The following is a 25968-nucleotide window of genomic DNA, read 5'->3' as shown; positions in this document are numbered from 1 at the left end:
TCTTCTGTTTTGTTGTCGTGATACGCCAACTCTAAAAGTGGCTCCAGCCCTGCGCCTTTAGCGGGAACACCTGGCCGGACTTGGTTGCCAGGTTCACGCCCTCGCTTTCCTCGGTTATTTTGCCGATGATAGTGATGTCCGGGTGATTTTTTAGCTCATCATAAGCGGATAGTGGTACCGTGAAGAGCAGCTCGTAGTCCTCGCCGCCATTCATGATGCAGGTCAGCGGGTCGATGTTGAACTCCAGCGCCGTTTGCAGCATCTGCGGGTCGGCGGGCAGGTTGTCTTTGAATACCGTGGCGCCCACTTTCGACTGGCTGCAGATATGGAACAGCTCCGAGGCCAGCCCGTCTGAAATGTCGATCATGGCGGTTGGCTGGATGCCGCGCTCCTTCAGGTCGTAGATCACGTCCATGCGCGCCTCCGGCCGTAGTTGGCGGCCCACAATGTACTGCTTGTTCTCCAGTTCCGGCTGCATCTCGGGGTTTGCCAGAAACGCCTGCTTCTCGCGCTCCAAAATCTGGAGGCCCATGTAAGCCGCGCCCAGGTCGCCGGTTACGCATACCAGGTCGTTCACTTTAGCGCCGTTGCGGTACACGATCTGCTCCGGGGCAGCCTCGCCGAGGGCAGTTATACTTATCACCAGGCCGGCAGCGGAGGAAGTGGTGTCGCCGCCCACCAGGTCCACTTTGTAGTTGTCGCAGGCCAGGCGGATGCCTTCATACAGTTCTTCCACGGCCTCCACGGTAAAGCGGGCACCCAAGGCAATGTTCACCGTTATCTGGGTGGGCCTGGCGTTCATGGCGGCCACGTCGGATACGTTTACGGCTACGGCCTTATAGCCTAGGTGCTTCAGCGGGCAAAACGACAGGTCGAAGTGCACGCCTTCCAGCAGCATGTCCGACGTTACCACCACCTGCTTCTCCTTGGGTTGCAGCACAGCCGCATCGTCGCCGATGCCTTTGATGGTAGAATCATTGCGCAGCTCAATTTTCTCGTTTATCTTCCGGATCAGGCCAAACTCGCCCACGGCACTTAAGGGAGTATAGTCGCTCATAGTTCTGTATCTGTTTTAGCAAATGCAAAGATACAAAATAAGAAACAGAGCTGCTGTATGGCTTTCCCGGCTGCGGGTTTATACTTTATACTTCCCCTTCCCGCTTCTTTTATCATTTAAGGTAACAGTAGGCACAAGTAAAAAAGCTGAAGAAAGTGGTATAATGTTTGTACATTACATGTATGTACATTAAATTTGTAGCACCAAGCTATAAAATCAGATTTATACTTTAAATAAGCCATATGTCCACAACCACAGAGAAAAGCACCGCCACCCATACTTTGATAGAGAGCCGCTGGAGCCCACGCGCATTCAGCAACGAGCCTGTAAGCGGAGAGCAGATGGAGGCGCTGTTTGAGGCCGCCCGCTGGGCACCATCTGCCATGAACGAGCAGCCCTGGCGCTTTATTTATGCCACCAGGGAGGATGAGGCAGCATTTGAGAAACTGGGAAGTATACTGCTGGAGGGCAACAGCTGGGCGAGGCAGGCGGGGGCGCTTTTCGTGTCCATCGCTAAAACCGGCTATGATTATGATGGCAGCCCCAACAAGCACGCGTGGCACGATGTGGGCCTGGCCACCGGCAACCTGCTACTGCAGGCTACGGGCATGGGCTTGCACGCGCACATGATGGGTGGTTTTGATGCCGCTAAAGCGAAACAGGCGCTGGGGATACCCGAGGGATTTGAGGCGGTGGCGATGGGCGCAGTCGGTTACGTGGGCGACCCGGAATCGCTGCCGGAGCCGTTGAGAACGCGTGAGCTGGCACCGCGCCAGCGCAAGCCACTGAACGAACTGGCCTTTAAAGGGGAGTGGAAGCAGCAGTAAGTTACCTTAGAAGTACAAGTATAAAGCCATGAGCAAGAAAATAATCCACCGGGCCAATACGCGCGGCCACGCCAACCACGGCTGGCTCGATTCGCATCATACCTTCAGCTTTGCCAGCTATTACGACCCGGAGCGCCTGGGCTTCGGGCTGCTGCGCGTACTCAACGACGACGTGGTGGCGCCGGGCATGGGCTTCGGCACGCACCCCCATGACAACATGGAAATCATCTCGATTCCGCTAAAGGGCTCGTTGGCGCACCGCGACAGCACCGGCACGCAGGAGGTGATTCAAACGAACGAGGTGCAGATCATGTCGGCGGGCAGCGGACTGACGCACTCGGAGTTTAACGGATCAAAAACAGAGCCCGTGAACTTTTTGCAGATCTGGGTGTTTCCTAAAGAGCGGGACATACAGCCGCGCTACGGTCAGAAAAGCTTTAAGCCGGAAGACCGGGTGAACAAGCTGCAGACCGTGGTTTCTCCTGAAAAGGATGGCGAAGCCCTTTGGATAAACCAGGATGCCTGGTTTACGCTGGGCACGCTCAGAAACGGTTTCTCGGAGCAGTATGCACTGCACCAGCCTGGCAACGGCCTCTACGCGTTCGTGCTGGACGGAGAGGTGGAAATTGACGGCGAGAAACTGGGTAGGCGCGACGGCATGGGCATTAGCAGGACGGACAAGGTGCAGATCAACTCCTCCGGCGATGCAGAACTGTTACTGATGGAGATTCCCATGAAATAAGTATATAGTGTTTAGTGATTTAAGTAGGAGCCCTGGCAGATGCCGGGGTTTTTCTTTTTAGCGCAGGTGCCGCATTATAGACACAGGCAGCGGTGCCCACACGGCCGTTTTCACGCCCATACTTTTTAAACCATAATTCACCCAGTTATTGCAGTTCTTCAGGATGTAGAACTTCCCGTTGGCCTCATAAAACGTATCCCTCCCCGAGTAGCCCGAGCCTTTGATGTGCAGGTAGCGGCCATCCTGCTGCTGCACAAAAGACTTGTCGATATAGGCAATGAGCTGCCGGTACTGTTCTGGTGTGATACGCAGCGGGCGCTGCCGTTTGGTGGGTACCAGGCGGGCGCGGATGTACTCCACGTGCATGGCGGTGCGGGTGGGCCAGAGGGCTGCGGTGATGGCCACCTTCGGCGTCAGGTCAGTCCATTCCGGTGTCTCCATGTAAAATTTGCGGTCGCCCCACCCGAAACCGATGTAGCGGTAGGTGCTGTCTACGTGGCCGAAGTGGTGCAGTGGCAGCTTATCGCGCCAGTCGATGTAGGGGGTGGAAACAGGCACGATGATATCGGTGTGGACGCCGTTGGAGGTGACGTAGATCTCGATGTGCTCGTCCGGCGGCTGCGGCTGCGCGTATCCGTTGTTCACGGTGATGCTGCCAAGTATAAACGCCGCTGCCATAAACAGCACCGCTGCACCTGCCACTGAGGCCAGTATCCAAAGTATGGCCGCTGCTATTTTCCTGAGCACGTAACGCATACCTGTAAGATACGTGTCACGCTCCGAAAGTATAAACAGCCCTGAAAAACAAAACCCGGTGCAATGCACCGGGTCTGAGTGTAGTTTAGTTAGTTTAGTTTCTCTTCCAAAATTCGCCCGCGGCCCCGGCCATTGGTAATAAGTATACTTCTGAAGCAGGGAGTGCTACCGATTGGTGGCTGCCACCATGTATAAGTATAAGCTGCTTTTGTTTTCGGTAGGGGAGGGCGGTAAGAAACCCAAAAAGGGTTTCGGGTACAAAGGTATAAAATTTTACAATTGTTTGAACATCCTTCCTTATTTTATCTAAATTTTATGGAGCGATACCCGTGCAGCGAAGCCTTACGTAATAATAGCTTGTTTGCCATATTCGCTGTTTTTGCGCAGATTGTGTAAAATTAGAGACTCCATCAAAACTTCACCCACAAAAGACTTTATGATACACACGCTAAAGCGTTTTGCCGCGCTGTGGCTGCTGCTACTAAGCATGCAGGCCGCCGTGGCGCAGCAGCAACTGCAGTCGCCGGCGCAGTTCCTGGGCTACGAGTTGGGCCAGCAGTTCACCACCCAAAACCGCGTCCTGGACTATGTGCATTACCTGGCCACGCAGGCCCCGAACCGCATCAAAGTGGAGGAGTATGGCCGCACCTACGAGAACCGCCCGCTGGTGCTGGCCTATGTGGCTTCCGACGAGAACCTGCCGCGCCTGGAGCAGATCCGGGAAAACAACCTGCGCCAGGCTGGCCTGCAGAATGGACAGGTGCAGGGCGACCAACCGGCCATCGCCTGGCTCAGCTACAACGTGCACGGCAACGAGTCGGTGAGTTCGGAGTCGGTGCTGCAGGTGCTCTATGATCTGGTGAACCCGGAGAACGCCCAGAGCCGTCAGTGGCTGCAGAACACCGTGGTGATACTTGACCCGGTGGTGAACCCTGACGGGCGCGAGCGCTATGTGCAGTGGTATAACCAGGCCTCCAACCGGGGCGGCAACGCCTCGCCTTACGCCTGGGAGCACTATGAGCCGTGGCCGGGCGGCAGACCCAACCATTACTACTTCGACCTGAACCGCGACTGGGCCTGGCAAACGCAGGTGGAGTCGCAGCAGCGGCTAAAAGTATACAACAGCTGGCTGCCGCAGGTGCACGCCGATTTTCATGAGATGGGGGCCGAGTCGCCGTACTACTTTTCGCCGGCCGCCAAGCCCTTCCACGAAAGTATAACCCCATGGCAGCGCCAGTTCCAGCACACTATCGGCGAGTATAACCGCCAGTACTTCGACAAAAACAACTGGTTATACTTTACCCGCGAGAGCTTCGACCTGTTTTACCCCAGCTACGGCGACACTTGGCCCACCTACAACGGCGCCATCGGCATGACCTATGAGCAGGGTGGCTCGGGACGCGCAGGGTTAGCCTATAAGAAAGCAGACGGAGACACGCTGACGCTGACGGACAGAATAGCGCACCACGTAGCGGCGAGCGAGGCTACCATTAAGGCCACCTCCGAGAAAGCCGATAAACTGAAGCAGGAGTTCCGTAAATACTACAGCAACAGCCTGCGCAACCCCGGCGGCGAGTATAAATCCTTTGTGATAAAAAGCAGCGCCAACAGTGCCGGCAACCTCAAAGCCCTGACAGACTACCTGCAGCAGCAGGGTATCCTGTACGGTTATGCGGCCAATAAAGGCGCCGTGAAAGGCTACAACTACCTCAACGGCAAAACCGAAAGTATAAAACTGGCACCTGAGGATGTGGTGATCAGCATGTACCAGCCGAAGTCGGTGCTGGTAAAGGTGCTGTTCGAACCAAAGTCCGCCCTGGAGGACTCCCTGACCTACGACATCACCTCCTGGGCGCTGCCTTACGCCTACGGGGTGCAGGCCTACGCGGTAAAGGGTAAGGTGGATATGACCACCAAGGCGCCTGCCGCGCCTGCCGCTGCCGCCATCAGCATCGAAAAACCCTACGCTTACCTGGCCCGCTGGAGCAGTGTGCAGGACCTGAAGTTCGCTACGCAGCTGATGCAGCAAAGTATAAAAATTCGCATGGCCGAGTTGCCGTTTGAGATGGATGGGCAGAAGTATGAGGCTGGCACCCTCATCATTACCCGCACCGGCAACGAGCGCCTGGGCGACACGTTTGACACCCGTGTGCGCGAGCTGGCCCAGCAGCATGGCGTGCAGCTTGCTGCCACCAATACCGGTTTCGTGAGCACCGGCGCAGATTTTGGCTCGGGCAGCGTGCGCTACCTTAAAATGCCGAAAGTGGCGCTGCTCTCTGGTGAGGGGACTTCACCTTACGGCTTTGGGGAGATATGGCATTTCTTTGAGCAGCAGATCAATTACCCGGTTACGGTGCTCAACACCTCTTACTTTAGCCAGGTACCGCTGCAGGAGTTCGATGTGCTGATCCTACCCACAGGCACTTATACCAAGGTGCTGGACGAGAAAACGCTGGAGAAGGTGCAGGACTGGGTGCGCGGCGGCGGTAAACTCATCGCCCTGGAGAGCGCCGCGGGTTTCCTGGCCGGGAAGAAAGGTTTTGAGCTCAAGAAGAAAGGCGAAGAAGCTGAAGAGAAAGCGGAAAGCAAGGGCAAAGGTGATGACAAAAATCCATACGAGAACCTGCGCACCTATGTCGGACGCGAGCGCGAGTCGCTGGAAAGCGAAGTGCAGGGCAGTGTGTACCGTATAGACTTGGACAAAACGCATCCGTTGGCCTTTGGCTACGGCGACAGTTATTTCGCCCTCATCCGTTCTGCGGATACATTCCAGTTTTTGGAGAACGGCTGGAATGTGGGCGTGCTGAAGAAGAATAACTACGCCGCCGGCTATGTAGGGCAGGGGGCAAAGGAGAAACTGCAGGATGCCCTTATACTTGGCACACAGCCACTAGGCCGCGGCCAGATCGTGTACCTGGCTGATAACCCGCTTTTCCGGGGCTTCTGGCAGGGCGGAAAGCTGATGTTTGGCAATGCTGTTTTTGTGGTGGGGCAGTAGCTTTAATCCCACCCCAACCCTCCCCTTTCCTCGAGGGCCCCTACCCCCAGAACAGGGGAGGGAGCTTTGCGGTAACGAATCCAACCACCCCTGCCCCTCCTTGTCTAAGGCGGGGAGCCTGTGATTACTGATGCTGAAGTATAAACTTCGTTGTAGCTGCTTTACACCCTTATAGTCCCCTCGAGGGGACAGTTTCTGTACTAATAACTTTACGCTTTCTTTTCCAGTGGCAAAAGCTTTAGCTATCGAACTTGATCCCAGTCCTTGGGTTGAGCGCCTTGTGAGATCCGGTGCCGCGCAAGCGGCAGCGCCCTGGCGCAGGAGGGAACACAGCGCGATGCCCAAGGACGAGCCCTCTCGGGCTTGAGAGCACCAAAGTATAAAATGAAACGATAGGTAAGTATAGTCTGGAGGATGAACGGTAGCTAGCAAGTATAGCTTGTGTCAAGTGGAAGGAAGCGGCGGCTAGTGAAGTATAAAAGTATGGTTGAGGTATAAAGTATGGCTTTTCAAACCAGTCGGGTTGAAAACCCAACGAATAAAAAGACACGGGCTGCAAGCCCGCGCCAGAAAGAAGATAAAGTATAAAAGTATAGCCAAAGTATAAAGTACGATCCTCCAGACCGGCCGGATCAAAAAACTGGCAGCTAGCAGCAGCCTGTCCTGAGAGCCTGAACCCATCCTCCGAAACATCCTCACCCCAAGTACCATAAAGTATAAATTCGTACCTTGCGTAGCATCTATACTTAACAGATGTAAAACTATGCAAACGCAACACATCATCACGCCGCCTGCCCCGGAGGAGTACGGCAGCAACATGGCCAGCTACGTGCAGCAGGCCCGCACCGAGGACCTGATCGAGGGGCTGACGGCGAGTTACGTGTATATTACCGGCCTGGTGCAGGGCCTGGCCGAGGAACAGCTTTTGCACCGTTACGCGGAAGGCAAGTGGAGCATCAAGGAAATGATGGTGCACCTGATCGATGCCGAGCGTATCTTCTCCTACCGTGCCCTGCGCTTTGCCCGCCAGGACAAAACCGAACTGCACAGCTTCGACGAGAACCTGTACGCCCAGACCTCCAAAGCCGACGCCCGCGATATTAACTCCATCATTGCCGAGTACACCTCGCTGCGTACGTCCACCATCGAGCTGTTCAAGAGCTTTGATGAAGAGGCCTTGCAGCAGGTGGGTGTAGCCAGCGGGAAAGAAGTGAGTGTGCGTGCGCTGGGCTATACCATACTTGGGCATGAGGTACATCACCAGAAAATTATCCGGGAGCGCTACCTGAAGGCATAGCCGCTTCAGGAGAAAGGCTATTGCCATACTTATACATTTCTATATCTTTAGAAACAGATACTTAAAAGAATAAAGTATGGCAATAACTTTTACCCGCCGCTATGTTGGGATGGTGGTGGCGCCGCTGCTGGCGCTGCTGGTATGGCTCCTGACGCCCGCGCTGGCCTACGAGGCCCGGATGGTGGCCACCATCATGTCGTTTTGCCTGGTGTTTTGGATGGCCGAGGTGATTCCGCTCTCCATGACGGCATTTCTGGGTGTGCTGCTGGCCGTGATGCTGGGCATTGCCGAGATAGAGACGGCCTTTCAGAACCTGGGACACCCCATTATTCTGCTCTTTATCGGCAGCTTCCTGCTGGCCCGCTCCATGACGCGCCACGGCCTGGACAAGCGCATTGCCCTGTTTATACTTTCCCGCCCCTATTTTCAGAAAAGCCTCTTCCGGTTGTTCCTGGGTTTTTCAGGCATTGCCTTCCTGTTGTCGATGTGGGTGAGCAACTCCGTGACGGTGGCGATGCTACTGCCGCTCACGCTGGGGGTAACGCAGCTGGTGTGCCAGCCGGCGGATGGCAAAAGTTCAGCGGTATACTTTCTGCTGGGCATCGCCTACAGCGCCTCCATCGGAGGGATCGGCACCATCATTGGCTCACCGCCCAACCTGATCGGGGTGAACTACCTGGCGCAGCAAGGCATCCGGATAGACTTTCTGCAGTGGATGTACCTGGCCATGCCCATCGCGGTGAGCATGTATGTGGTGATGTTGCTCTACATGCGCTATTACCTGGGCAAAAGCGGGTATAACCGGCAGGCGGTGCAGGCCTACGTGGCGGAGCGGCGGCAGCAGAAAGAACGACTCCGCAAGGGAGAACTGGTAACGATGGGTGTGTTTGTTCTGGCGGTTATCCTCTGGCTGGCACCGGGTGTTTTCAACCTGCTGGGCCTGGAGCAGGCCTATACGTTTATGAGCACCTACTTTGCCGAGAGCACCGTGTCGGTGCTGGCCGCTTTGCTGCTGTTCCTCATCCCGCCCGGGCAGGAAACCGGCGGGCAGGGTACGCTCACGGCCGAGGACCTGGTGAAGATAGACTGGGACACGATCCTGCTCTTCGGAGGCGGTATGGCGTTGGGGCAGCTGGTCATCACCTCCGGCCTGGCCGACGTGATCGGCCGCAGCATCACCCTCCTTGTAAACCCTGACCAGAAAGTACTGCTGGTGTTGGTGCTGGTGTTTCTGGTGCTTATGCTGACGGAGGTAAGTTCCAATACGGCCATCGCCATTACCTTTGTGCCGATCATTATCGGGGTGCTGAACGGGCTGAACCTGCCTTTGCTTTATCCGGTGCTGGGTGTGGTAATTGCCTGTAGCTTTGCCTTCATGCTGCCGATCGCCACCCCGCCGAATGCCATTGTGTACGGCAGCAAGCAGGTGCCGATCAGCCAGATGGCGCGGGCGGGCATGCTCCTGAACCTGATCGGTGCCGTGATGATCACCGCCTGGGTCATGCTTTATATGGCGCTGTAACAGCAGGTGCCCGAAGATTTTTCAGCAAGTATGAACCTGCTTACCCGCACTGCTGGCGCATCAACTTTAAACCAATACTTTTACAATCATACTTTTAGCTCATGCAAAACCGCAAGTATTATAGAGTTATCATGGCCATCGCCTGTTTTGTTTTTGCCGGACTTAACGCATACAGGGTATACACCGGAAATTACTCCACCATGGATGTGTTCCTGCTGGTGGTTTTCCTGGTTTTTGGTGCAATTTATTTGTTCCTGATCTTTAAGAAGGACAAGCCGGAATAGAGGGGGAGGGACACAAAGAAAAAACCTGAAAGTCTATAGTGTTCCTTCTGAACAATCAGACTTTCAGGTTCTCAACTTTTAGCCAAAGGTATCTATATTTACGCGGGTGGTTTGGGGAAGGTTATAGGGAGGATGAAAATATTTTAAAAATATTTTCTGACAGGCGGCTCGCTTAGCCCCTTCTGTAGCAGACGTACACGCCCGGTTTTTATTTGGAACCGTCTCATTTACAGTCCTATAGTTTTAGTATTGTTTCGGGAGGAAGAAGTATGTCCCTGGCCGTTGTTTTGGACTAATCTTTTAAACCCCTTAAAGCTATATAGCAGCGAAGCGGCGGAAGTACGCCATTGGTCCGCGACACCAGGCTTACACCGGGTCCACATCGGCCACTACTCTTATCCCTTTAAAGTCGGGCAGTAGTTTCAGGTTGAAAATTGCCTGCGCGATCTGGCCTTTGGCGGCTTTCAGGTTCGTGGTGTCGCGGGGCAGCTTGATGTGGATCTCCTGCAGAAAGAGGTTTCTTATCTTGAAGATGTAGGGCACCTCCGGCCCCAGCACCTGCTGCTTGCCCAGCCTGTCAGTTAATTCCTTGGACAGCACAATGGCGGCGTTCTCGGCAATCTTATCATCCGCATGCTTTACCGTGATGCGGATCATGCGCGTAAACGGCGGGTAACCGAAACGCAGGCGTTCTTCTATCTCGTGCTCGTAGAGCGTCAGGTAATCGTTGCTGATGACCTTGTTAAAAATGGGCTGCAGCGGGTCGCGGGTCTGGATGATCACCGAGCCCGGCTTGCCTTTGCGGCCGGCGCGCCCGCTTACCTGCACAAATAGCTGGTACGCCCGCTCATGCGCCCGGAAATCCGGAAAATTGATGATGGTATCGGCATTTAAAATTCCTACCAGGCTCACGTTCTCGAAGTCGAGGCCCTTTGTTACCATCTGCGTGCCCACCAACACGTTGGTACGGCCGGTCTCAAAATCTGAGATGATCTGCTGGTAGCTGTTCTTCTTTTTGGTGGTGTCCAGGTCCATGCGCTGCACCTCGGCGTCGGGCAGGAGCAGCTTCAGTTCATCTTCTACCTTTTCGGTGCCAAAACCCATACTTTTAAGGGTGGTGGCACCGCAGGCGGGACAGTCGTGGGGCATGCGCTCGTGGTAACCGCAGTAGTGGCAGCGCAGCTCGTTGTTATACTTGTGGTACGATAGGCTCACGGCGCAGAACTTGCACTTGGGTATCCAGGAGCACTCGTCGCAGGAGATGAAGGGCGCGTAGCCGCGGCGGTTCTGAAAAAGTATAACCTGCTCGTTCCGTTGCAGTCGCACTTCAATATCGTTTAATAATTTGGCCGAGAAGTGGCTGTGCATGGTCTTGCGCTGCTGCTCGCGGCGCGTGTCCACCAGTTCTATCTCCGGCAGCTTGGCCTCCCCGAAACGCTTGGTCATACTCACCAGCCCCCAGCGGCCGGTCTGGCAGTTGTAGTAGCTCTCGATGGCGGGCGTAGCAGAGCCCAGCAGCGTTTTGGCTCCCTGCAGGTGCGCCATCATCAGGGCCGTTTCGCGGGCATTGTAGCGCGGGGCCGGGTCGTACTGCTTGTAGCTGGGCTCATGCTCCTCGTCCACAATAATGAGCGAGAGGTCATGGAAAGGCAGGAAAATGGAGGAACGCACGCCCACCACCACCTGGAAACGGCCCGAAAGCACGCCCTGCCATACTTCGGCGCGTTCGTTGTCGGAGAATTTGGAGTGGTAGATGCCGAGCTTGTCGCCAAACACTTTCATCAGGCGCGTTACGATCTGGGCCGTGAGGGCAATCTCGGGCAGCAAGTATAACACCTGTCCGCCGCTATCGAGCGCGTGCTTGATCAGGTCGATGTATACTTCGGTTTTGCCACTGCCCGTTACGCCGTGCAGCAGCACCGTTTCCTTTTCCTTAAACAAGCCCAGGATCTCGTCTTTGGCCTGCAACTGGTGCTCCGACAGCGCCATCGGCAGCTGCTGGTTGCTATAATCCATCGGGAAGCGCGACACGATCTGGTCGAACTGCTCCAGCACGCCTTTTTTAATGAGCGTGTTAATGGATGAGGCCGACAGGTGCGGGTTATTGGTGAGCGCGCTTTTCTCGATGCCGCGGGAGTTGAGGTTAATATCCTGGTGCACGGGCACGAGCTGTAGGTAGTTGAGCAGGATGTCCAGCTGCTTGGGCTGCGGCGTGAGCTGGTTAAACAGCTCCTCCAGCAGGCCCTCCTCCTGCACAAAATGCTCCGACAGGCGCACTTTCTTCACCACCTTGGGCGAGAATTTGTCGCTTACCTGCTCATAAATAATGATCGCCTCCTTCTGGATGAGCGATTTGATGAACTTGTGGTAACTCTTAAGCTGCAGCAGGTTGCCGACCTCGGTAAAGGTAAGGGCCTGGTTGTTCTGAAGGGCAAAAATGATCTTCTCCTCCTGCGGGGCAAGTATAAGCTCGTCCTCCTCGGGGTTGTAGTGCGGGTGCAGCTGTATCCGCGACTCGCTACTCAGTTTAAGAGCTGAGGGCAGGGCGGCGTTGATCACCTCGCCCAGGGTGCACATGTAGTAATCAGCAATCCACTTAAAAAGCTTGAGCTGCGGCGCGGTGATGATCGGCTTGTCGTCAAGCACGTCCAGGATATACTTGGCCTGGTAATCGGCCGGGGCATCTTCGTGCACCTCGGCCACAATGCAGCTCAGCACCTTTTTAGAGCCAAACTGCACAATCACCCGCACGCCCACCGATACCTCGTCGTTCATCTCGTAAGGGATGCGGTAGGTGTACAGCTTGGGCAGGGGCAGCGGCAGAATCACGTCGGCAAACAGCGTGACGCGATCTATGGCCGGCTCCGGCGGGTAATTGAAGTTGAGTAGCTCAGACAAGGGGATTTATACTTTTGCTTCCTACAAAGGTCGTAAAAAATTGATGAATTGCGCAGGCCGGAAGGGTAGAAGTAAAAGCGGCGGAATTATACTTTGGCAGGTGCGGGTAAAACGCTTAACTTAAGCTTTGGAAGAATTATTCACAGATGATTGTCATCCCCCGCCCCCTTCAAGGGGAGACTTTTCTTAAAGTGTAATTAAAATACACTTTAAGAATTTACATCTGTGAATGTCCCCCTTCGAAGGGGGTAGGGGGATGATTTAGTATTTCCGAACAAACTTATACTTTCACTAATCTAGGAATCCCTATGATCGCGAAAACGGTATACCTTGCCATCCTGTTGCTGCTGTTTTGCGGCACGTCTGTACTTGCTCAAACTCAAACCATGCGCGTTGCCACCTACAACACCCGGTATGATAACAAAAGCGATACCACCAATGCCTGGAACAAGCGCCTGCCCGTGATTGCGGACCTGGTGCAGTTTCATGATTTTGATATTTTCGGGACGCAGGAGGTGCTGCATCACCAGCTGGAAGGTATGACGAAGGCGCTGCCGACCTATGGCTACCTTGGCGTGGGCCGCGACGACGGCAAGCAGGCCGGGGAGCACGCAGCCGTGTTTTACAAGAAGGACAAGTATAAACTGCTCAAGCAGGGCAACTTCTGGCTCTCCGAAACCCCTGAGAAACCGGGCAAAGGCTGGGATGCCGACTTCCCGCGCATATGCACCTGGGGCCAGTTCAAAGATCAAAATTCAGGCTTTGAGTTCTATCTCTTCAACGTGCACTTCGACCACCGGGGTGAGCAGGCCCGCCAGGAGAGTGTGAAGCTGATCTTAAAGCAGGTGCAGGAAATAGCCAAAAAAGCGCCCGTTATACTTATGGGTGATTTCAACTTCGACCAGCACGACGAGAAGTATAAAACCCTGGCCGCCTCCAACCTGAAAGATGCCTATGAAATAGCAGCCATGCGTTACGCGCCGCGCGGTACGTTCAACGGCTTTGAAGCCACCCGCAAATCCGACGGCCGCATCGACCACATCTGGCTTTCCCCGGATTTTAAGGTCAGCAAGTATGGGATTTTAACCGATACCTACGCCAATGGCCTTTTCCCATCAGACCACTTCCCGGTGGTGGCGGAGGTAAGGTATGAGGTGAAGAAGAAGTAGGTGCCTGGTTCCTGACTTTTATTCTTCTAACTTTTCTTTGAGTTCCGGGTTTTCTTAAAGAACAAATAAACGTTTGTAAATGATGAAAATTGGTATCACTGGAGCTACAGGGCAACTGGGCCGGCTGGTTGTAAATAAGCTCAAGGAAAAAGTATCCTCAGATAATATTGTCGCACTTGTGCGTTCACCACAGAAGGCTTCCGACCTTGGTGTGGAAGCGCGCGAAGCCGACTACGAAAAGCCCGAGACGCTGGAGAACGCATTGGAGGGCATAGAGACGCTTCTGCTGATTTCGGGAAGTGAAGTGGGAAAGCGCACCGAGCAGCATCAAAACGTGATAGATGCTGCGAAAAAGTATGGAGTGAGGTGGATTGTTTACACAAGTCTACTTCATGCGGATACTTCCTCTATTAGCCTTGCAGAGGAACACCGGGCCACGGAAGCAGCACTGAAAGATTCAGGTATTCCCTACACACTCCTCCGGAACGGTTGGTACACGGAGAACTACACTGGCTCCATTCAGGGAGCGGTGGCAGGGGGTGCTTTTATAGGCAGCGCAGGCGAAGGCAAGATCTCTGCCGCCACCCGCGCTGATTTTGCCGAGGCAGCTGTTGCTGTACTTACCGGCGAGGGGCACCAGGGCAAAGTATACGAACTTGCCGGAGATGAAGCGTTCACCCTCAGCGACCTGGCAGCAGAAATATCCCGCCAGACCGGAAAAGATATCCCCTATAAGAACCTGCCGGAGGCGGACTATGCCGCTGCCCTTACCAGCTTCGGCTTGCCCGAGGGGCTGGCGCAGGCCATTGCCGGCTGGGACGTGGCCGCCTCGCATGATGCCTTGTATGATGATAGCCGGCAACTCTCCAAGTTAATCGGACGTCCCACCACGCCCTTATCCGCTGCAGTGGCGGATGCGCTGAAAACGGTCTAAAAAGCAAAGTATAGCCTGATAGGTTTCTAGTCAGGGAAGGTGCAGAAACCCAAAGAGCTACTTATTTTAGTAGCTCTTTGGGTTTCCATACTTAATAAGGTATTGGGGAAGCTGAAAGTGATAAGGGGATTTTTTTCAATAGTACTGCAAGGCCTGCGCTTACCCGCCTATCTGGCGCGGGCGTTCGCCTGTGCGCGGAGAGTTACTGTTCCAGTTTAAACTTTACGCTTACACTACTCTCTACTTTAATTTTTTCAAATTGTATATCAGCTGGCTTGGGTTCCGCTTTAGTTGAAGTTCCGTAGCCCCTTACAACAATTCCGGCAACTCGCCCTTGAAGTTCATTGTGTACGGCGTTATTGCTTTGGTCAGAAATATAAATAGCAGCTCCAACTTTCTGGTTTATGGGCGAAGCTAAATATTCTGCCTGCTTTTTAGCTTTTGCAACAGCATTGGATTTGAGCGCTAACCTTAGTTGGTCCATGCTTGAGAACTCTGTTCGGTCCAGGTGAATATTGGAAATTTCGATTTTCTCCAACTCCAAAATAACCAAGCCAGCTGTTTGTGCATCATTAACTTTCAAGGAGTAAACCTTGGTCTTTAGCACATCCTGCCCTTTAAGAAAGTATTTTTTAAAATTACTTCCCAAGTCATTAAGCGACAGGTTTTCCGCTGTATTGATCCCTAACTTCTGAAGCGTTTTTTCCATCTTAGACTCTAACTCCTCAATAGAAATTTTACCTTTTGTGTCTTTCTCATTGATTAAGATGTTGAGGTAAATTTCATCAGGAGTTACCAGTGTATCGACCGATGCAGCTGTCTCTATAAAAGGCTGATCTATGAAGTTCTTTGTCTGCCCAAAGCTTACAATGGACTGAAGCATTGCATAGATTATGATAAAACATATTTTATTCATGAGTTCAGTGCTAAGTAATGTATTTGGCTTTCAAAGTTGTTTCTGATGCCCAGATAGTGCTAGAAATGGATGTTTATGAGCCTGAAGCTAATTTTGTAGCAGCACAAGCGACGCTTGCACTATAAAATTTGGTCCTAGGGAAGTCACCTCTGAGCCTCTACCGCACCTGCGACTTATCCACCCGTGTCGGCGTATCCTCTCCATTCACCACACCCTCAGAAGCTAAGGCAATGGCCCGAATCATGTTGGTCAGGTGCTCCATGTTGAGTTGAGAGAGTTCGTCGTGCACCGTGTGGTAGGTTTTATCCTGGTCTATCTGCACTGAGGAGATGGTATGGGCCGGCACACCTAAGCGGGCCAGCGTGGCGTTGTCGGAGCGGTAAAATAGGTTTTGCTCGGGGTAGGGGTCGGGGTGGATGCTGTAGGTGGTGCCTTCCAGTCGTTTCTGCATCAGCGGGCCCAGGTTGGAGCGCTCAAAGCCGGTGAGGTAAGCGCTGTTCGGGCCGAACTTAGAGGGCTTGCCCACCATTTCGATGTTGAACATGGCCACAATCTGATCGGGGTTGAGTTGCTCGGAGAAGTACCTGGAGCCGAAGCCGCCCATCTCCTCTGCCGTGAAAGCCACAAACAATAAGGTGCGCTCCGGTTGCGGCTGCTTTTTGTAGTACTCGGCCAGCAGCATCATGGCGGTGGTGCCGGCCGCGTCGTCGTCGGCGCCGTTGGCAATGCTGTCACCGTCCAGGGCTTCCTGAATGCCGATGTGGTCGTAGTGGCCCGAAAATACGACAAACTCATCTTTGCGCTTGCCCTCAATCATGCCGCCCACGTTGGTGAGTTGCAGCTGCTCTATGTTATTTTCTACCTCCAGTTTATACTTTTTAGCCTGCAACTGGTCCGTAAGTATAAAAACCTTGCTGCCGCCCTCGCTGCTGAGTTGCTGCTTTACGCTGCCACGGCCCATGTAGTGCTGGTAGCGGCTAAAGGTTTCCTCATGCTTCGGGTGCACCAGCACCAGCACGTCCTCAGCACTACTGTTCAGCTCGCGTAGCACCGCCCGGAAATCATCGTTCTCGCCAATGGTCACAATTTTCTGCTTGCCCTTGTGTTTCCACTCCACTTCCTCTTTCTCCGTGATGGCAAACATATTTTCCGGGGAAATCTTCTTGCCGTTCAGTTTGGCCTCTTTTTCATCCGGGGTGATGCGGTACACGCTGAAGGTCTGCAGGTAGTCGTCCTCGCCGGGAAGCGGCTTTAGCCCGATGCGCTGAAACTCGGCCTGGATGAACTTGGCGGCCTTCTCGATGCCGGGCGTAAAGGAGGCGCGGCCCTGCATGTTGTCATCGCTGAGGGTGGATATGATGCGGGTAACTTCGTTTTGGGTGATAGTGCTGCTTACATCCTGGGCCGTAGCAGTAAAAAGGCCACAGGCAAAAGCAAGTGCGGTAAATTTTAGTCTCATGGGGTAGCGTCTATGGATTCTGGGAAAATAATGAGCAAATTGGCAGCAGAGGCAGCGAACGCCTAAGCAAAACAAATATAGTGTTTCTATGGAGAAAAGCGCAGACATAAACTGGCTGAAGTGGCTACAGTTTACCGTGCTTGTCTCGGTGACTTTATACTTTGGCAGCACCCTGTTTATCCCGCTCAGCTTCGCCCTGCTCATTAGTTTTGTGCTATATCCGATCTGTGTGTGGCTGGAGAAGAAAGAATTTCCGCGCTGGGCTGCCATTGCCCTTTGCCTGTTGCTGCTGCTGGCGCTGGTTGGCGGGCTAGGGTATTTGCTGGTGCGCCAGATGCTGCGCTTTGGGGCGGAGTGGCCGCAGCTGCAGGGTAAACTGAAAGCAGCCTGGGGGAACATCAGCCTGTATGCGGAGACACACTTCGGTTTTGATGCCACGAAACAGGTAGCCTGGCTTGAAGGGATGGCAGCTGATGTGGCTTCCTCTGCCTTTTCGCTGGTGCAGGGGGTGGTTTATACTTCGGCGGTTTCGCTGGTGTTGCTCGTGCTGATCCCGATCTACGTGGCGCTTATACTTTACAACCGCGAGGCGCTGGCCCGGGCCCTGTACTCTTTTTTCCCGAAGGACGAGCACCAGAAGATCCACCAGATCCTGCTCGAAACCATCACCACGTACTATAATTTCATCAAAGGCATGGCCATTGTGTACCTGGTGGTGGGCGTGCTGAACAGTCTGGGCCTGCTGCTGATCGGGGTGCCGCACGCCATATTCTTTGGGGTGGCCGCCTCTGTGCTTACGTTTATACCTTACGTGGGCATCACCATCGGGGCCATACTTCCCATGGCGGTGGCCTGGATCACCTACGACTCGATGTGGTACCCGCTGGGGGTGGTGCTGGTGTTTGGCGTGGTGCAGTACCTGGAGGCAAACCTGATTTTCCCGTGGGCCGTGAGCGCGCGACTGCAGGTGAACATGCTCTTTACGCTGCTGGCCATTGTGGCCGGCGGTATACTTTGGGGCGCCTCCGGCATGATCCTGTTCATCCCTTTCCTGGCCATACTAAAACTCATTGCGGATAAGCACGAGGCCATGCGGCCGATCTCGCTCCTGCTGGGAAGCGGCAAAGAGCGGCGGTAAAGTATAAATAAACATATTTTATACTTTCGCTAACGGAAGCTTCTCTTATACTTTGTCGTTTGTTAAAGCGCCTCTTGGGCAGGACTCCCACAAAAGTGGCAGCGCGTTTCATACTTTTCATTTTGTCATCCTGAAAGGATCTTGGTAGCGGTAGTATAAGTTTACCCTCTTTTCCACCAAGATTCTTAACAGAATGACAAATTGGGTAGAGGCTCGGTAAGCAGAGCAGAATGAAACAGGCTCACGCACAAGAGGGGAGCGGTGTCAGGGGCAAGGTATAAAAGCCAGTCCTGCAAGTATAACTGGCATAAAACAAAGAAGGCTACCCAAGCGGGTAGCCTTCTTTATACTTTAAACTTATGCGTTACTCTTTCGTTTTGTCCGTGTCGGTAGACTTGGTTGGCTCTGTCTCCTCTGCCTCATCCGATGCGCCTTTGGCTTTCTTGCTGCCCGACTTCTTGGATGTGAAGGTCAGTTTCTCTTCGCCTTCCTTGTACTCCACCATGATTACGTCACCTTGGTTCACCTCGGCCTTCAGTATCTCCTCCGCAATCGGGTCCTCGATATACTTCTGAATAGCCCGGTTCAGCGGACGAGCGCCATACTTCGGATCGTATCCTTTCTCAGCCACGAAGTCCTTCGCCTCTTTTGTCAGCTCGATAGTATAGCCGAGGCTTTCTACGCGCTTGAACAGCTTGCCCAGCGACAGCTCGATGATCTTGTGCATGTGCTCACGGTTAAGCGAGTTGAACACGATCACGTCGTCCAGGCGGTTCAGGAACTCAGGCGAGAACGTTTTCTTCAGGGCGCTGGCAATTGTGCCTTTCATGATGTCGTCCACGTTCTCCTGCTTGGTCTTCGACATAAAACCGATACCGGCACCGAAGTCCTGCAGGTCGCGGGCACCGATGTTGGAGGTCATGATGATGATCGTGTTACGGAAGTCAACCTTGCGGCCCAATCCGTCGGTAAGTATACCATCATCCAGCACCTGCAGCAGCAGGTTGTACACATCCGGGTGCGCTTTCTCGATCTCATCCAGCAGTACCACAGAGTATGGCTTGCGGCGGATCTTCTCGGTCAGCTGGCCACCTTCTTCGTAGCCCACATAGCCCGGAGGCGCTCCCACCAGGCGCGACACGCTGAATTTCTCCATGTACTCACTCATGTCGATACGCACCAGCGCGTCTTCTTTATCGAACAGGTAGGTGGCCAGCACTTTAGCGAGCTCTGTTTTACCCACACCCGTCGGACCAAGGAATACGAACGAGCCAATTGGCTTCTTCGGATCTTTCAAGCCAACGCGGGTACGCTGGATCGCTTTCACCAGCTGGCCAATTGCCTTTTCCTGGCCGATCACTTTGCCTTTCAGCTCCTCGCCCATGTTCAGGAGCTTCTGTCCTTCGTTCTGGGCGATGCGCTTCACCGGTATACCTGTCATCATGGCAATAACCTCTGCCACATTTTCCTCTTTTACCGTGTAGCGCTTCTTTTTGGTCTCGTCTTCCCAGTTGCGCTTGGCTGCTTCGAGCTGGTCGATGAGTTTTTTCTCCTTGTCGCGCAGTTGGGCCGCCTCTTCATACTTCTGGCTCTTCACCACGCGGTTTTTCTCCACCTTGATATTCTCGATCTGCTCTTCCAACTTCAGGATATCGTCCGGCACCACGATGTTGTTGATATGCACGCGCGCACCCGCCTCATCCAGGATGTCGATTGCCTTGTCCGGCAGGAAACGGTCGCTCATATAGCGGTCAGACAGCTTCACGCAGGCCTCAATGGCCTTGTCGGTGTAATTTACGTGGTGGTGATCCTGGTACTTATCCTTGATGTTGTGCAGGATCTCCATCGTTTCCTCTGCCGTGGTAGGGTCTACCATCACGATCTGGAAACGACGGGCCAGGGCGCCATCCTTCTCAATGTACTGGCGGTACTCATCCAGCGTAGTGGCACCGATGCATTGTATCTCGCCACGGGCAAGCGCCGGTTTGAACATGTTAGAGGCGTCCAGCGAGCCTGAGGCACCGCCTGCACCCACAATCGTGTGCAGCTCATCAATGAACAGGATCACGTCCGGAGACTTCTCCAACTCGTTCATCACGGCCTTCATGCGCTCCTCGAACTGGCCTCTGTACTTAGTGCCAGCCACCAGGGAAGCAAGGTCCAGGGTAACCACGCGCTTGTTAAACAGCACACGGCTCACCTTTTTCTGGATAATGCGCAGGGCAAGTCCTTCGGCAATGGCGGTTTTACCAACGCCCGGCTCGCCTATAAGGATAGGGTTGTTCTTTTTACGGCGGCTCAGTACCTGGGCCACGCGTTCAATTTCTTTCTCCCGGCCAACGATCGGGTCCAGCTTATCATCCTCGGCCAACTTGGTTAGGTCGCGGCCAAAGTTATCGAGCACAGGCGTGCGCGATTTCTCCCCTGGCTTCTTGCTTGCAGCGCTGCCAGAGCGGGACGACGAGCTACCAAACAGCTTGTCTGAGTCATCAGAATCATCAGTGTCTGACGAGGCCAGCGGATTATTGCTATGATAATCCAAAGAGTCTCTTATTGCTTCGTAGTTCACGTTAAATTTCGCTAAGATTTGAGAAGATATATTGTCCTCGTCCCGTAGGATGGACAACAGAAGATGCTCTGTGCCAATGATATCGCTCTTGAAGATCTTTGCCTCCAGGTAGGTTATCTTGAGCACCTTTTCGGTCTGCTTCGTCAGAGGGATACTGCCCGTTATGTTGCTGCTTTGTGATGCCGTATTTCGTGTAGCCTGCTCTAAAGCGTACTTTAATTCATCTATCGAAACGCCAAGCTTCTTCAGCAGAGAGATGGCCGTACCTTCTCCTTCCCGAATCATTCCCAGCACCAAGTGTTCGGTGCCGATGTAGTCATGGCCAAGTCGTATGGCTTCCTCACGGCTAAGCGAGATGACTTCTTTTACTCGGTTTGAGAATTTTGCTTCCATGTATACTATACTCCGTGTATTCTTATAAAGTATGAAATGTTATAACTGCCTGAGTGTTACAGTTACTATCTTTTATCCAAACAAGCTTTTCGGTACAAATGTTCAGCTTGATGGGCGCCGCTACTGAAGGTAAGAAATCGACGCTGGCCCCTGTGTAAACAACAAGTCAATTATACTTAGCTCTGGTACAAATTGTTTGCCAAATACTTGTGTATATGGTATTACGTGCAAATTGTCAGGATAGATTTTTGGATGTACCCTGTTTCTGAGGTCCAGCACGTTCCCGGGGGGCTGAATCCGGTACGCATCCGTGTGATTCAGCGGTTTGTTCAGTTTCAGTAATTTAAGATAAAGCTTTAAAAGTTCAACGTTCAGCTCGAACAAAAATTTCGGCTGGCGCTCATATACTTCCTGCAGGTAGCCGCTGTAAAATTCAAAATAGGGCGCCCGGCCGTACGCCGCCTGTATGGTGCGCCAGTGCACCAGCTGCCATTTCTGGCTGTAATCGATCTCTATTTCCTGTATCGGTGTCTTGGTTTTGCTGTTGCCGCGCAGCACCGGCACGCTCAGGGGCTGCACCCCGTGGGCCGTGAGCACATGGCAGCGGTTGCGGTAGCTCTGCTTCACGTAGTTCTCGTGCGCCTCCAGCGCTATACTTTCGCAGCGAAGCGCGTGCCAGAAAAAAGCCACCGGCGGGTTATACATGGTTTCGGTTAAGAGAATCAAAGGGAGTTTAAGAGTTAGAGAGTTAGAAAGTTGGGGAGTTAGAGAGTTAGATTCTTGGTAGCACATGTCAAGACTTTTTGATGTCGCTCCAGTACATTCGTGCTACTTGATTCGTGCTACGTGATACGTTTTCCCGCTAAATAAGCATGAATTCTCAGATTTCATAATCGGCGCGGAGGTTGTACCTTTGTGGTTGCTCGTTGCCAAATGAAAAATTATCCGAATATTCCTTTCCTGTATTATCCGCTCTGGTTGCTGCTCAAAGGCTTATCCCTGCTGCCGTTGCCGGTGCTTTACCTGTTATCCGATTGCTTATACTTTATAGTTTACTACGTTGCCGGCTACCGCAAAAAGGTGGTGCTAAGCAACCTGCGAAACGCCTTCCCGGAGAAAAGTGATCCGGAAATACGACTGATTGCCAAAGACTTTTACAAGCAGTTCACGGATGTGGTGGTCGAGATCCTGAAGCTGCGGTCGATGGGCGCAGCTGAAATGAGGCGGCGCATCGTTTTCTCGAACCAGGAACTGCTGGATGATTTTGTGCAGCAGGGCAAAACTGTTATCACCATGGGCTCACACTCCTGCAACTGGGAGTGGGTGCTCTCTGCCGGGGCGGTGCAGTTTGGTTTTCCGGCCCATGGCATTTACAAGCCGCTGAACAACCCCTTCTTCGAGGCCTTTATGCTGACGACGCGCAGCAAACTGGGGGCGGGACTGATAAAAATGAAGGACACCCTCCGCGATTTCGCCGCCCACCGCAACATGCCGCGCGTGGTGGCCATGCTCTCCGACCAGACGCCTCTTAAAAGCGAGATCACGTTCTGGACTACTTTCCTGCACCAGGATACCCCATTTTATGAAGGGGCCGAAAAGCTGGCCAAAAAATTCAGGTACCCGGTTCTGTTCCTGGATGTGAAACGTTCGAGACGCGGGTATTACACGTTAACGTTCGAGGTAATCTCGGATGGTACTTCAGACACAGTTCCGATTACTGAAATTTTCGCAAAAAAGCTGGAAGCTGCCATCCGCCGCGCCCCCGCCAACTACCTCTGGACCCACAAACGCTGGAAACACAAGCGGCCGAAGGCCGCTGAGTTAGAGAGTTAGAGAGTTTGGGAAGATAAGGTATATAATATACTGTATACTGAGCGATAGTATAAGCAAGGCGGTAAGTATGGATTGCGTGTCAGGCAAAGTATAAATCACGACATCTCATCCACACTTTCTAACTTTCTAACCTTTTAACTTTCTAACTATAAATACTCTTCAATATCGCCGGCGCCAGGGCGTAGTACCTCAAAGGCGTTATTGGTCACGTCCACCACGGTAGAGGCTATGTTGTTGCCCGGGCCCCCGTCTATCACGGCATCCACCAGATTTTTATACTTCTCATAGATCAGTTCCGGGTCGGTGCTGTATTCCAGTACTTCATCATCATCGCGGATGGAGGTGGAGAGGATGGGGTTGCCTAGTTCCTTTACCAGCTGCAGCGCAATGCTGTTGTCGGGCACGCGTATCCCTACGGTTTTCTTCTTGGCGCTGGCATACTTGGGCACGTTGCTGGTGGCGTTCAGCACAAAAGTAAACGGCCCCGGCAGCGCCTTTTTCATCACCTTGTAGGTAGGCGTGTCTATTTTGGCATAATCGGAGATGTGGGTGAGGTCGGAGCAAATGAAGGACAGGTTCACCTTATCAGGCTTTACGCCCTTTATCTGGCACACGCGCTCAATGGCGCGGGCATTATGGATGTCGCAGCCAAGGCCGTAGATGGTGTCAGTAGGGTAGATGATGACACCCCCGTTGCGGAGTATGTCCGCTACCTCGCGTATCTTCCGTTCCTGCGGGTTGTCGGGGTGTATCTGGATAAAGGCTGCGTTGCTCATCTTTCAGGTGTTATTGTTTTAAAGTAGAGATACTGTTTCGGGTGCAGAAGCGTTGCAAAACTTATACTTGCGTGCCGGCCCCGTACTCGCTCCTGAGCAGGCTGTATACCTCCAGGTCGTGGAAGTGGTCGTTGAGGAACTCGCCGTGCCGCTGCACCCCCTCCAGCGTGAAGCCAAGTTTCCTGGGGATGTTGCTGCTGCGCGCGTTGCCCACGCCCACCCTGATCTCCACGCGGTTCATGCGCAACTTCCCGAAGGCGTAGTCCAGCAGCGTTTGGCAGGCGCGGCGCATAATACCCTTGCCCTGCTTGTCCTCGGCCAGCCAATAGCCGATCTCCAGTTTCCTGTTCAGTTTATCGATCCCCTTAAACCCAATGAGGCCGCACACCTTCTGCGCATGCACGATCACGAAAATCAGGTCGGAGGTATTGCCCGGCGCGGAGACATACTTCAGGTAGGCTTCGGTATCGCCCACCTCCTGGCTGAAATCTATAAAGGGCAGCCACTGGCGCAGGTACGGCCGGTCGCGGTCGATGATGTAGTAGAGGGCGGGCGCGTCGGCGGTGGTGGCGCGGCGCAGGTACAGGTCGGGGGCTACGGGCAGCTGTAAGAGCGGGGCAGCAGGTTTCATAGTTTTATACTTACACGTGAACAGGCAAGTTAGTTATCTTCGCCCATACGGCCAGCAGGGGCGGCTAAACAAAGCTTCGGGAAGTATAGTTTAAGGAGTATAACGCAGTCTTCGGAAATTTATACCCCATCTTATGGAAATCTTTACAATAATTGCCTTTATACTTGTCTGGGGCCTGCCGGCCGTGGCACAGGATGAGCCGAAGCTAACCATCGGCGCCAAGGTTGGCCTTAACTTCTACAGCCTGGGCAGCGACGAGCTGGTGGAGGACGACGACACCGGCCTGAGCTATGAGTTCGGGGTTTACGGCCGCATCGGGGAGCGGTTTTTCGTGCAGCCGGAGCTAAACCTGGTGAGCCACAAAACGCACCTCATCACCCGTACCCAAACCCGCGTGGGGGAGCGCGATGCGCTTACCGTGCGCTACCTGCGCATACCGGTGCTGCTGGGCTACCGCACCGACTATAGTGGCCCGGTGGCCTCGCAGGTACGCTTTATGGTGGGCCCTTCCATTTCCTATGCCTTTGCTGTGGCAGACAATAACATAGACGTGAGCCGGAGCGACCTGCACAAGGCCCAGTTTGCCCTCAATGGCGGTATTGGGTTTGAGGTGTGGCTGCTGAACCTGGACCTGATGTACCACCACTACTTAACCTCGCTCTTTAACGATGGGCGATCATCGGGCAAGGGCCGCGCTTTCTCCATCTCTGCGGGGCTGGGTTTTTAACCCGTTTATACTTTCAGTGATTTATACTTTCAGCCGCACGATAGCTTATGCAGCACACCGTCATACTTGTTCCCGGCCTCGGCGACTCCGGCCCAGACCACTGGCAGAGCCTGTGGCAGCAGAAGTTCCCGGCTTTTGAGCGGGTGCAGCAGCAGAACTGGGACAAACCTGTGCGGCAGGAGTGGGTGGAGGAGTTAAACCGCGTGGTGCAGCAGCATAACCCCGAGCAGGTGGTGCTGGTGGCGCACAGCCTGGCCTGCATCGCCGTGGCCATCTGGGCGCAGCAGTATAAGCAGAAAATAAAGGGGGCCCTGCTTGTGGCTCCCGCCGATTCCGAGGCGCCCCAGTTTCCGGAGGAGGCGAGTGGCTTTGCGCCTATACCCACGCAGCGGTTGCCGTTTAAAAGTATACTGGTGAGCAGCAGCAACGATGAATACATGCTGACCAAGCGCGCGCAGCAACTGGCTGAAGCCTGGGGCAGTCGCTACGTCAACATCGGCATGGCGGGCCACATCAACAGCGCCTCCGGCTACGGCAGCTGGGACCAGGGGCTGGAACTGCTCAAAGGCCTTTGCGGCAGCGCGAGGTTGTAGGGCAGTAGTGCCAAACTCCGACTAGCGCCATGTTACTTGTTTAAGGAGGAGGATTTTTGCCTCTCCCCAACCCTCTCTTAATAACAGGGGAGGGAGCTTTTGCAATGCCGGGTCCAACCACCCCTGACCCCTCCTTAGCCAAGGCGGGGAGCCTGCTATTGCTTCTGCTGAAGTATAAGTTTCATAGCTGCTGGTACCGTGTGGACAGGTCGCGACTTGTCCCTACAAAGTATAATCCAGAAGAAGAGTCTCGCAGCCGATCACATCCCCCTACCCCCTTTGAAGGGGGACTTTAGTTCAAGCTTCGTCAGCAGCGGCTATCGAAATGATCCCAGTCCTTGGGTTGAGCGCCTTGTGAGATCCGGTGCCACGTTAGTGGCAGCGCCCTGGCGCAGGAGGGAACACAGCGCGATGCCAAAGGACGAGCCCTCTCGGGCTTGAGAGCACCA

The 25968-nt window shown here is 53.8% G+C and carries 21 protein-coding genes; 12 read left to right on the top strand and 9 right to left on the bottom strand.

What is annotated here, in order from left to right:
* Positions 1-31: 31 nt before the first annotated feature.
* On the bottom strand, positions 32-1057 hold the full coding sequence (gene thiL / locus A3841_RS12735; RefSeq protein ID WP_073852730.1) for a thiamine-phosphate kinase: 1026 nt from the start codon (positions 1055-1057) through the stop codon (positions 32-34).
* A 242-nt stretch (positions 1058-1299) separates the two neighbouring features.
* Between thiL and A3841_RS12730 the strand changes: the two genes are divergently transcribed.
* Together A3841_RS12730 and A3841_RS12725 are read left to right on the top strand one after the other, a co-directional pair.
* The gene (locus A3841_RS12730; protein ID WP_073852729.1) at positions 1300-1884 is read left to right on the top strand and encodes a nitroreductase family protein; all 585 of its coding nucleotides are present in this window, start codon (positions 1300-1302) and stop codon (positions 1882-1884) included.
* 28 nt (positions 1885-1912) lie between these two features.
* On the top strand, positions 1913-2626 hold the full coding sequence (locus A3841_RS12725) for a pirin family protein (RefSeq protein WP_073852728.1): 714 nt from the start codon (positions 1913-1915) through the stop codon (positions 2624-2626).
* 57 nt (positions 2627-2683) lie between these two features.
* Here the strand turns inward: A3841_RS12725 and A3841_RS12720 are convergent, their stop codons facing one another.
* Positions 2684-3382 (bottom strand): TIGR02117 family protein, encoded by a 699-nt coding sequence (locus A3841_RS12720; RefSeq protein WP_073852727.1) that lies wholly within the window; start codon positions 3380-3382, stop codon positions 2684-2686.
* Between the two features lie 436 nt (positions 3383-3818).
* Here A3841_RS12720 and A3841_RS12715 point away from each other — a divergent pair, with 436 nt between their 5' ends.
* The 4 genes from A3841_RS12715 (at position 3819) to A3841_RS12695 (ending at position 9483) form a co-directional block, all read left to right on the top strand.
* Positions 3819-6380, top strand: a complete 2562-nt coding sequence (locus tag A3841_RS12715; protein WP_073852726.1) for a M14 family metallopeptidase — start codon at positions 3819-3821, stop codon at positions 6378-6380.
* A gap of 763 nt (positions 6381-7143) precedes the next feature.
* Complete coding sequence (locus A3841_RS12705) at positions 7144-7677, top strand: DinB family protein (protein ID WP_073852724.1); 534 nt, start codon at positions 7144-7146, stop codon at positions 7675-7677.
* Between the two features lie 76 nt (positions 7678-7753).
* A complete protein-coding gene (locus A3841_RS12700) occupies positions 7754-9199 on the top strand; it encodes an SLC13 family permease (RefSeq protein WP_073852723.1) in 1446 nt (481 codons plus the stop codon).
* Positions 9200-9300: 101 nt separating this feature from the next.
* Complete coding sequence (locus A3841_RS12695) at positions 9301-9483, top strand: hypothetical protein (RefSeq protein WP_073852722.1); 183 nt, start codon at positions 9301-9303, stop codon at positions 9481-9483.
* 366 nt (positions 9484-9849) lie between these two features.
* Here the strand turns inward: A3841_RS12695 and priA are convergent, their stop codons facing one another.
* Complete coding sequence (gene priA / locus A3841_RS12690) at positions 9850-12381, bottom strand: replication restart helicase PriA (protein WP_073852721.1); 2532 nt, start codon at positions 12379-12381, stop codon at positions 9850-9852.
* A 308-nt stretch (positions 12382-12689) separates the two neighbouring features.
* On the opposite strand from priA, the gene A3841_RS12685 reads away from it, so the two are divergent.
* Both A3841_RS12685 and A3841_RS12680 read left to right on the top strand, forming a co-directional pair.
* Complete coding sequence (locus A3841_RS12685; protein WP_073852720.1) at positions 12690-13550, top strand: endonuclease/exonuclease/phosphatase family protein; 861 nt, start codon at positions 12690-12692, stop codon at positions 13548-13550.
* Positions 13551-13629: 79 nt separating this feature from the next.
* Positions 13630-14484, top strand: coding sequence for an SDR family oxidoreductase (locus tag A3841_RS12680; RefSeq protein WP_317042487.1), 855 nt, complete (start codon positions 13630-13632; stop codon positions 14482-14484).
* Positions 14485-14686: 202 nt separating this feature from the next.
* Here the strand turns inward: A3841_RS12680 and A3841_RS12675 are convergent, their stop codons facing one another.
* Together A3841_RS12675 and A3841_RS12670 are read right to left on the bottom strand one after the other, a co-directional pair.
* Positions 14687-15400, bottom strand: coding sequence for an SIMPL domain-containing protein (locus tag A3841_RS12675; RefSeq protein ID WP_170866193.1), 714 nt, complete (start codon positions 15398-15400; stop codon positions 14687-14689).
* A 157-nt stretch (positions 15401-15557) separates the two neighbouring features.
* Positions 15558-16859, bottom strand: a complete 1302-nt coding sequence (locus tag A3841_RS12670; RefSeq protein WP_073852719.1) for a M20/M25/M40 family metallo-hydrolase — start codon at positions 16857-16859, stop codon at positions 15558-15560.
* Between the two features lie 88 nt (positions 16860-16947).
* Between A3841_RS12670 and A3841_RS12665 the strand changes: the two genes are divergently transcribed.
* On the top strand, positions 16948-17997 hold the full coding sequence (locus A3841_RS12665; protein WP_073852718.1) for an AI-2E family transporter: 1050 nt from the start codon (positions 16948-16950) through the stop codon (positions 17995-17997).
* Between the two features lie 364 nt (positions 17998-18361).
* Here the strand turns inward: A3841_RS12665 and A3841_RS12660 are convergent, their stop codons facing one another.
* Complete coding sequence (locus A3841_RS12660) at positions 18362-20959, bottom strand: ATP-dependent Clp protease ATP-binding subunit (protein WP_073852717.1); 2598 nt, start codon at positions 20957-20959, stop codon at positions 18362-18364.
* Between the two features lie 120 nt (positions 20960-21079).
* Positions 21080-21685, bottom strand: coding sequence for a WbqC family protein (locus tag A3841_RS12655; protein ID WP_235861402.1), 606 nt, complete (start codon positions 21683-21685; stop codon positions 21080-21082).
* Positions 21686-21892: 207 nt separating this feature from the next.
* Between A3841_RS12655 and A3841_RS12650 the strand changes: the two genes are divergently transcribed.
* Entirely contained in the window at positions 21893-22792 is a 900-nt protein-coding gene (locus A3841_RS12650; protein ID WP_073852715.1) for a lysophospholipid acyltransferase family protein, read from the top strand.
* Between the two features lie 146 nt (positions 22793-22938).
* Here A3841_RS12650 and A3841_RS12645 read toward each other — a convergent pair whose 3' ends face one another.
* A complete protein-coding gene (locus A3841_RS12645) occupies positions 22939-23568 on the bottom strand; it encodes an L-threonylcarbamoyladenylate synthase (RefSeq protein WP_073852714.1) in 630 nt (209 codons plus the stop codon).
* A 61-nt stretch (positions 23569-23629) separates the two neighbouring features.
* Complete coding sequence (locus A3841_RS12640; RefSeq protein ID WP_073852713.1) at positions 23630-24199, bottom strand: GNAT family N-acetyltransferase; 570 nt, start codon at positions 24197-24199, stop codon at positions 23630-23632.
* Between the two features lie 133 nt (positions 24200-24332).
* Between A3841_RS12640 and A3841_RS12635 the strand changes: the two genes are divergently transcribed.
* Positions 24333-24926 carry a porin family protein gene (locus tag A3841_RS12635; RefSeq protein ID WP_073852712.1) on the top strand — a complete coding sequence of 198 codons (594 nt, stop codon included), beginning with the start codon at positions 24333-24335 and terminating at the stop codon, positions 24924-24926.
* A gap of 47 nt (positions 24927-24973) precedes the next feature.
* On the top strand, positions 24974-25519 hold the full coding sequence (locus A3841_RS12630) for an RBBP9/YdeN family alpha/beta hydrolase (RefSeq protein WP_073852711.1): 546 nt from the start codon (positions 24974-24976) through the stop codon (positions 25517-25519).
* Positions 25520-25968 lie beyond the last annotated feature (449 nt).

It is taken from the genome of Pontibacter flavimaris (assembly GCF_001907195.1).
Taxonomy (GTDB): domain Bacteria; phylum Bacteroidota; class Bacteroidia; order Cytophagales; family Hymenobacteraceae; genus Pontibacter; species Pontibacter flavimaris.
Note: the sequence above shows the minus strand (reverse complement) of the source record. Positions and strands in the feature narration are given on the sequence as shown.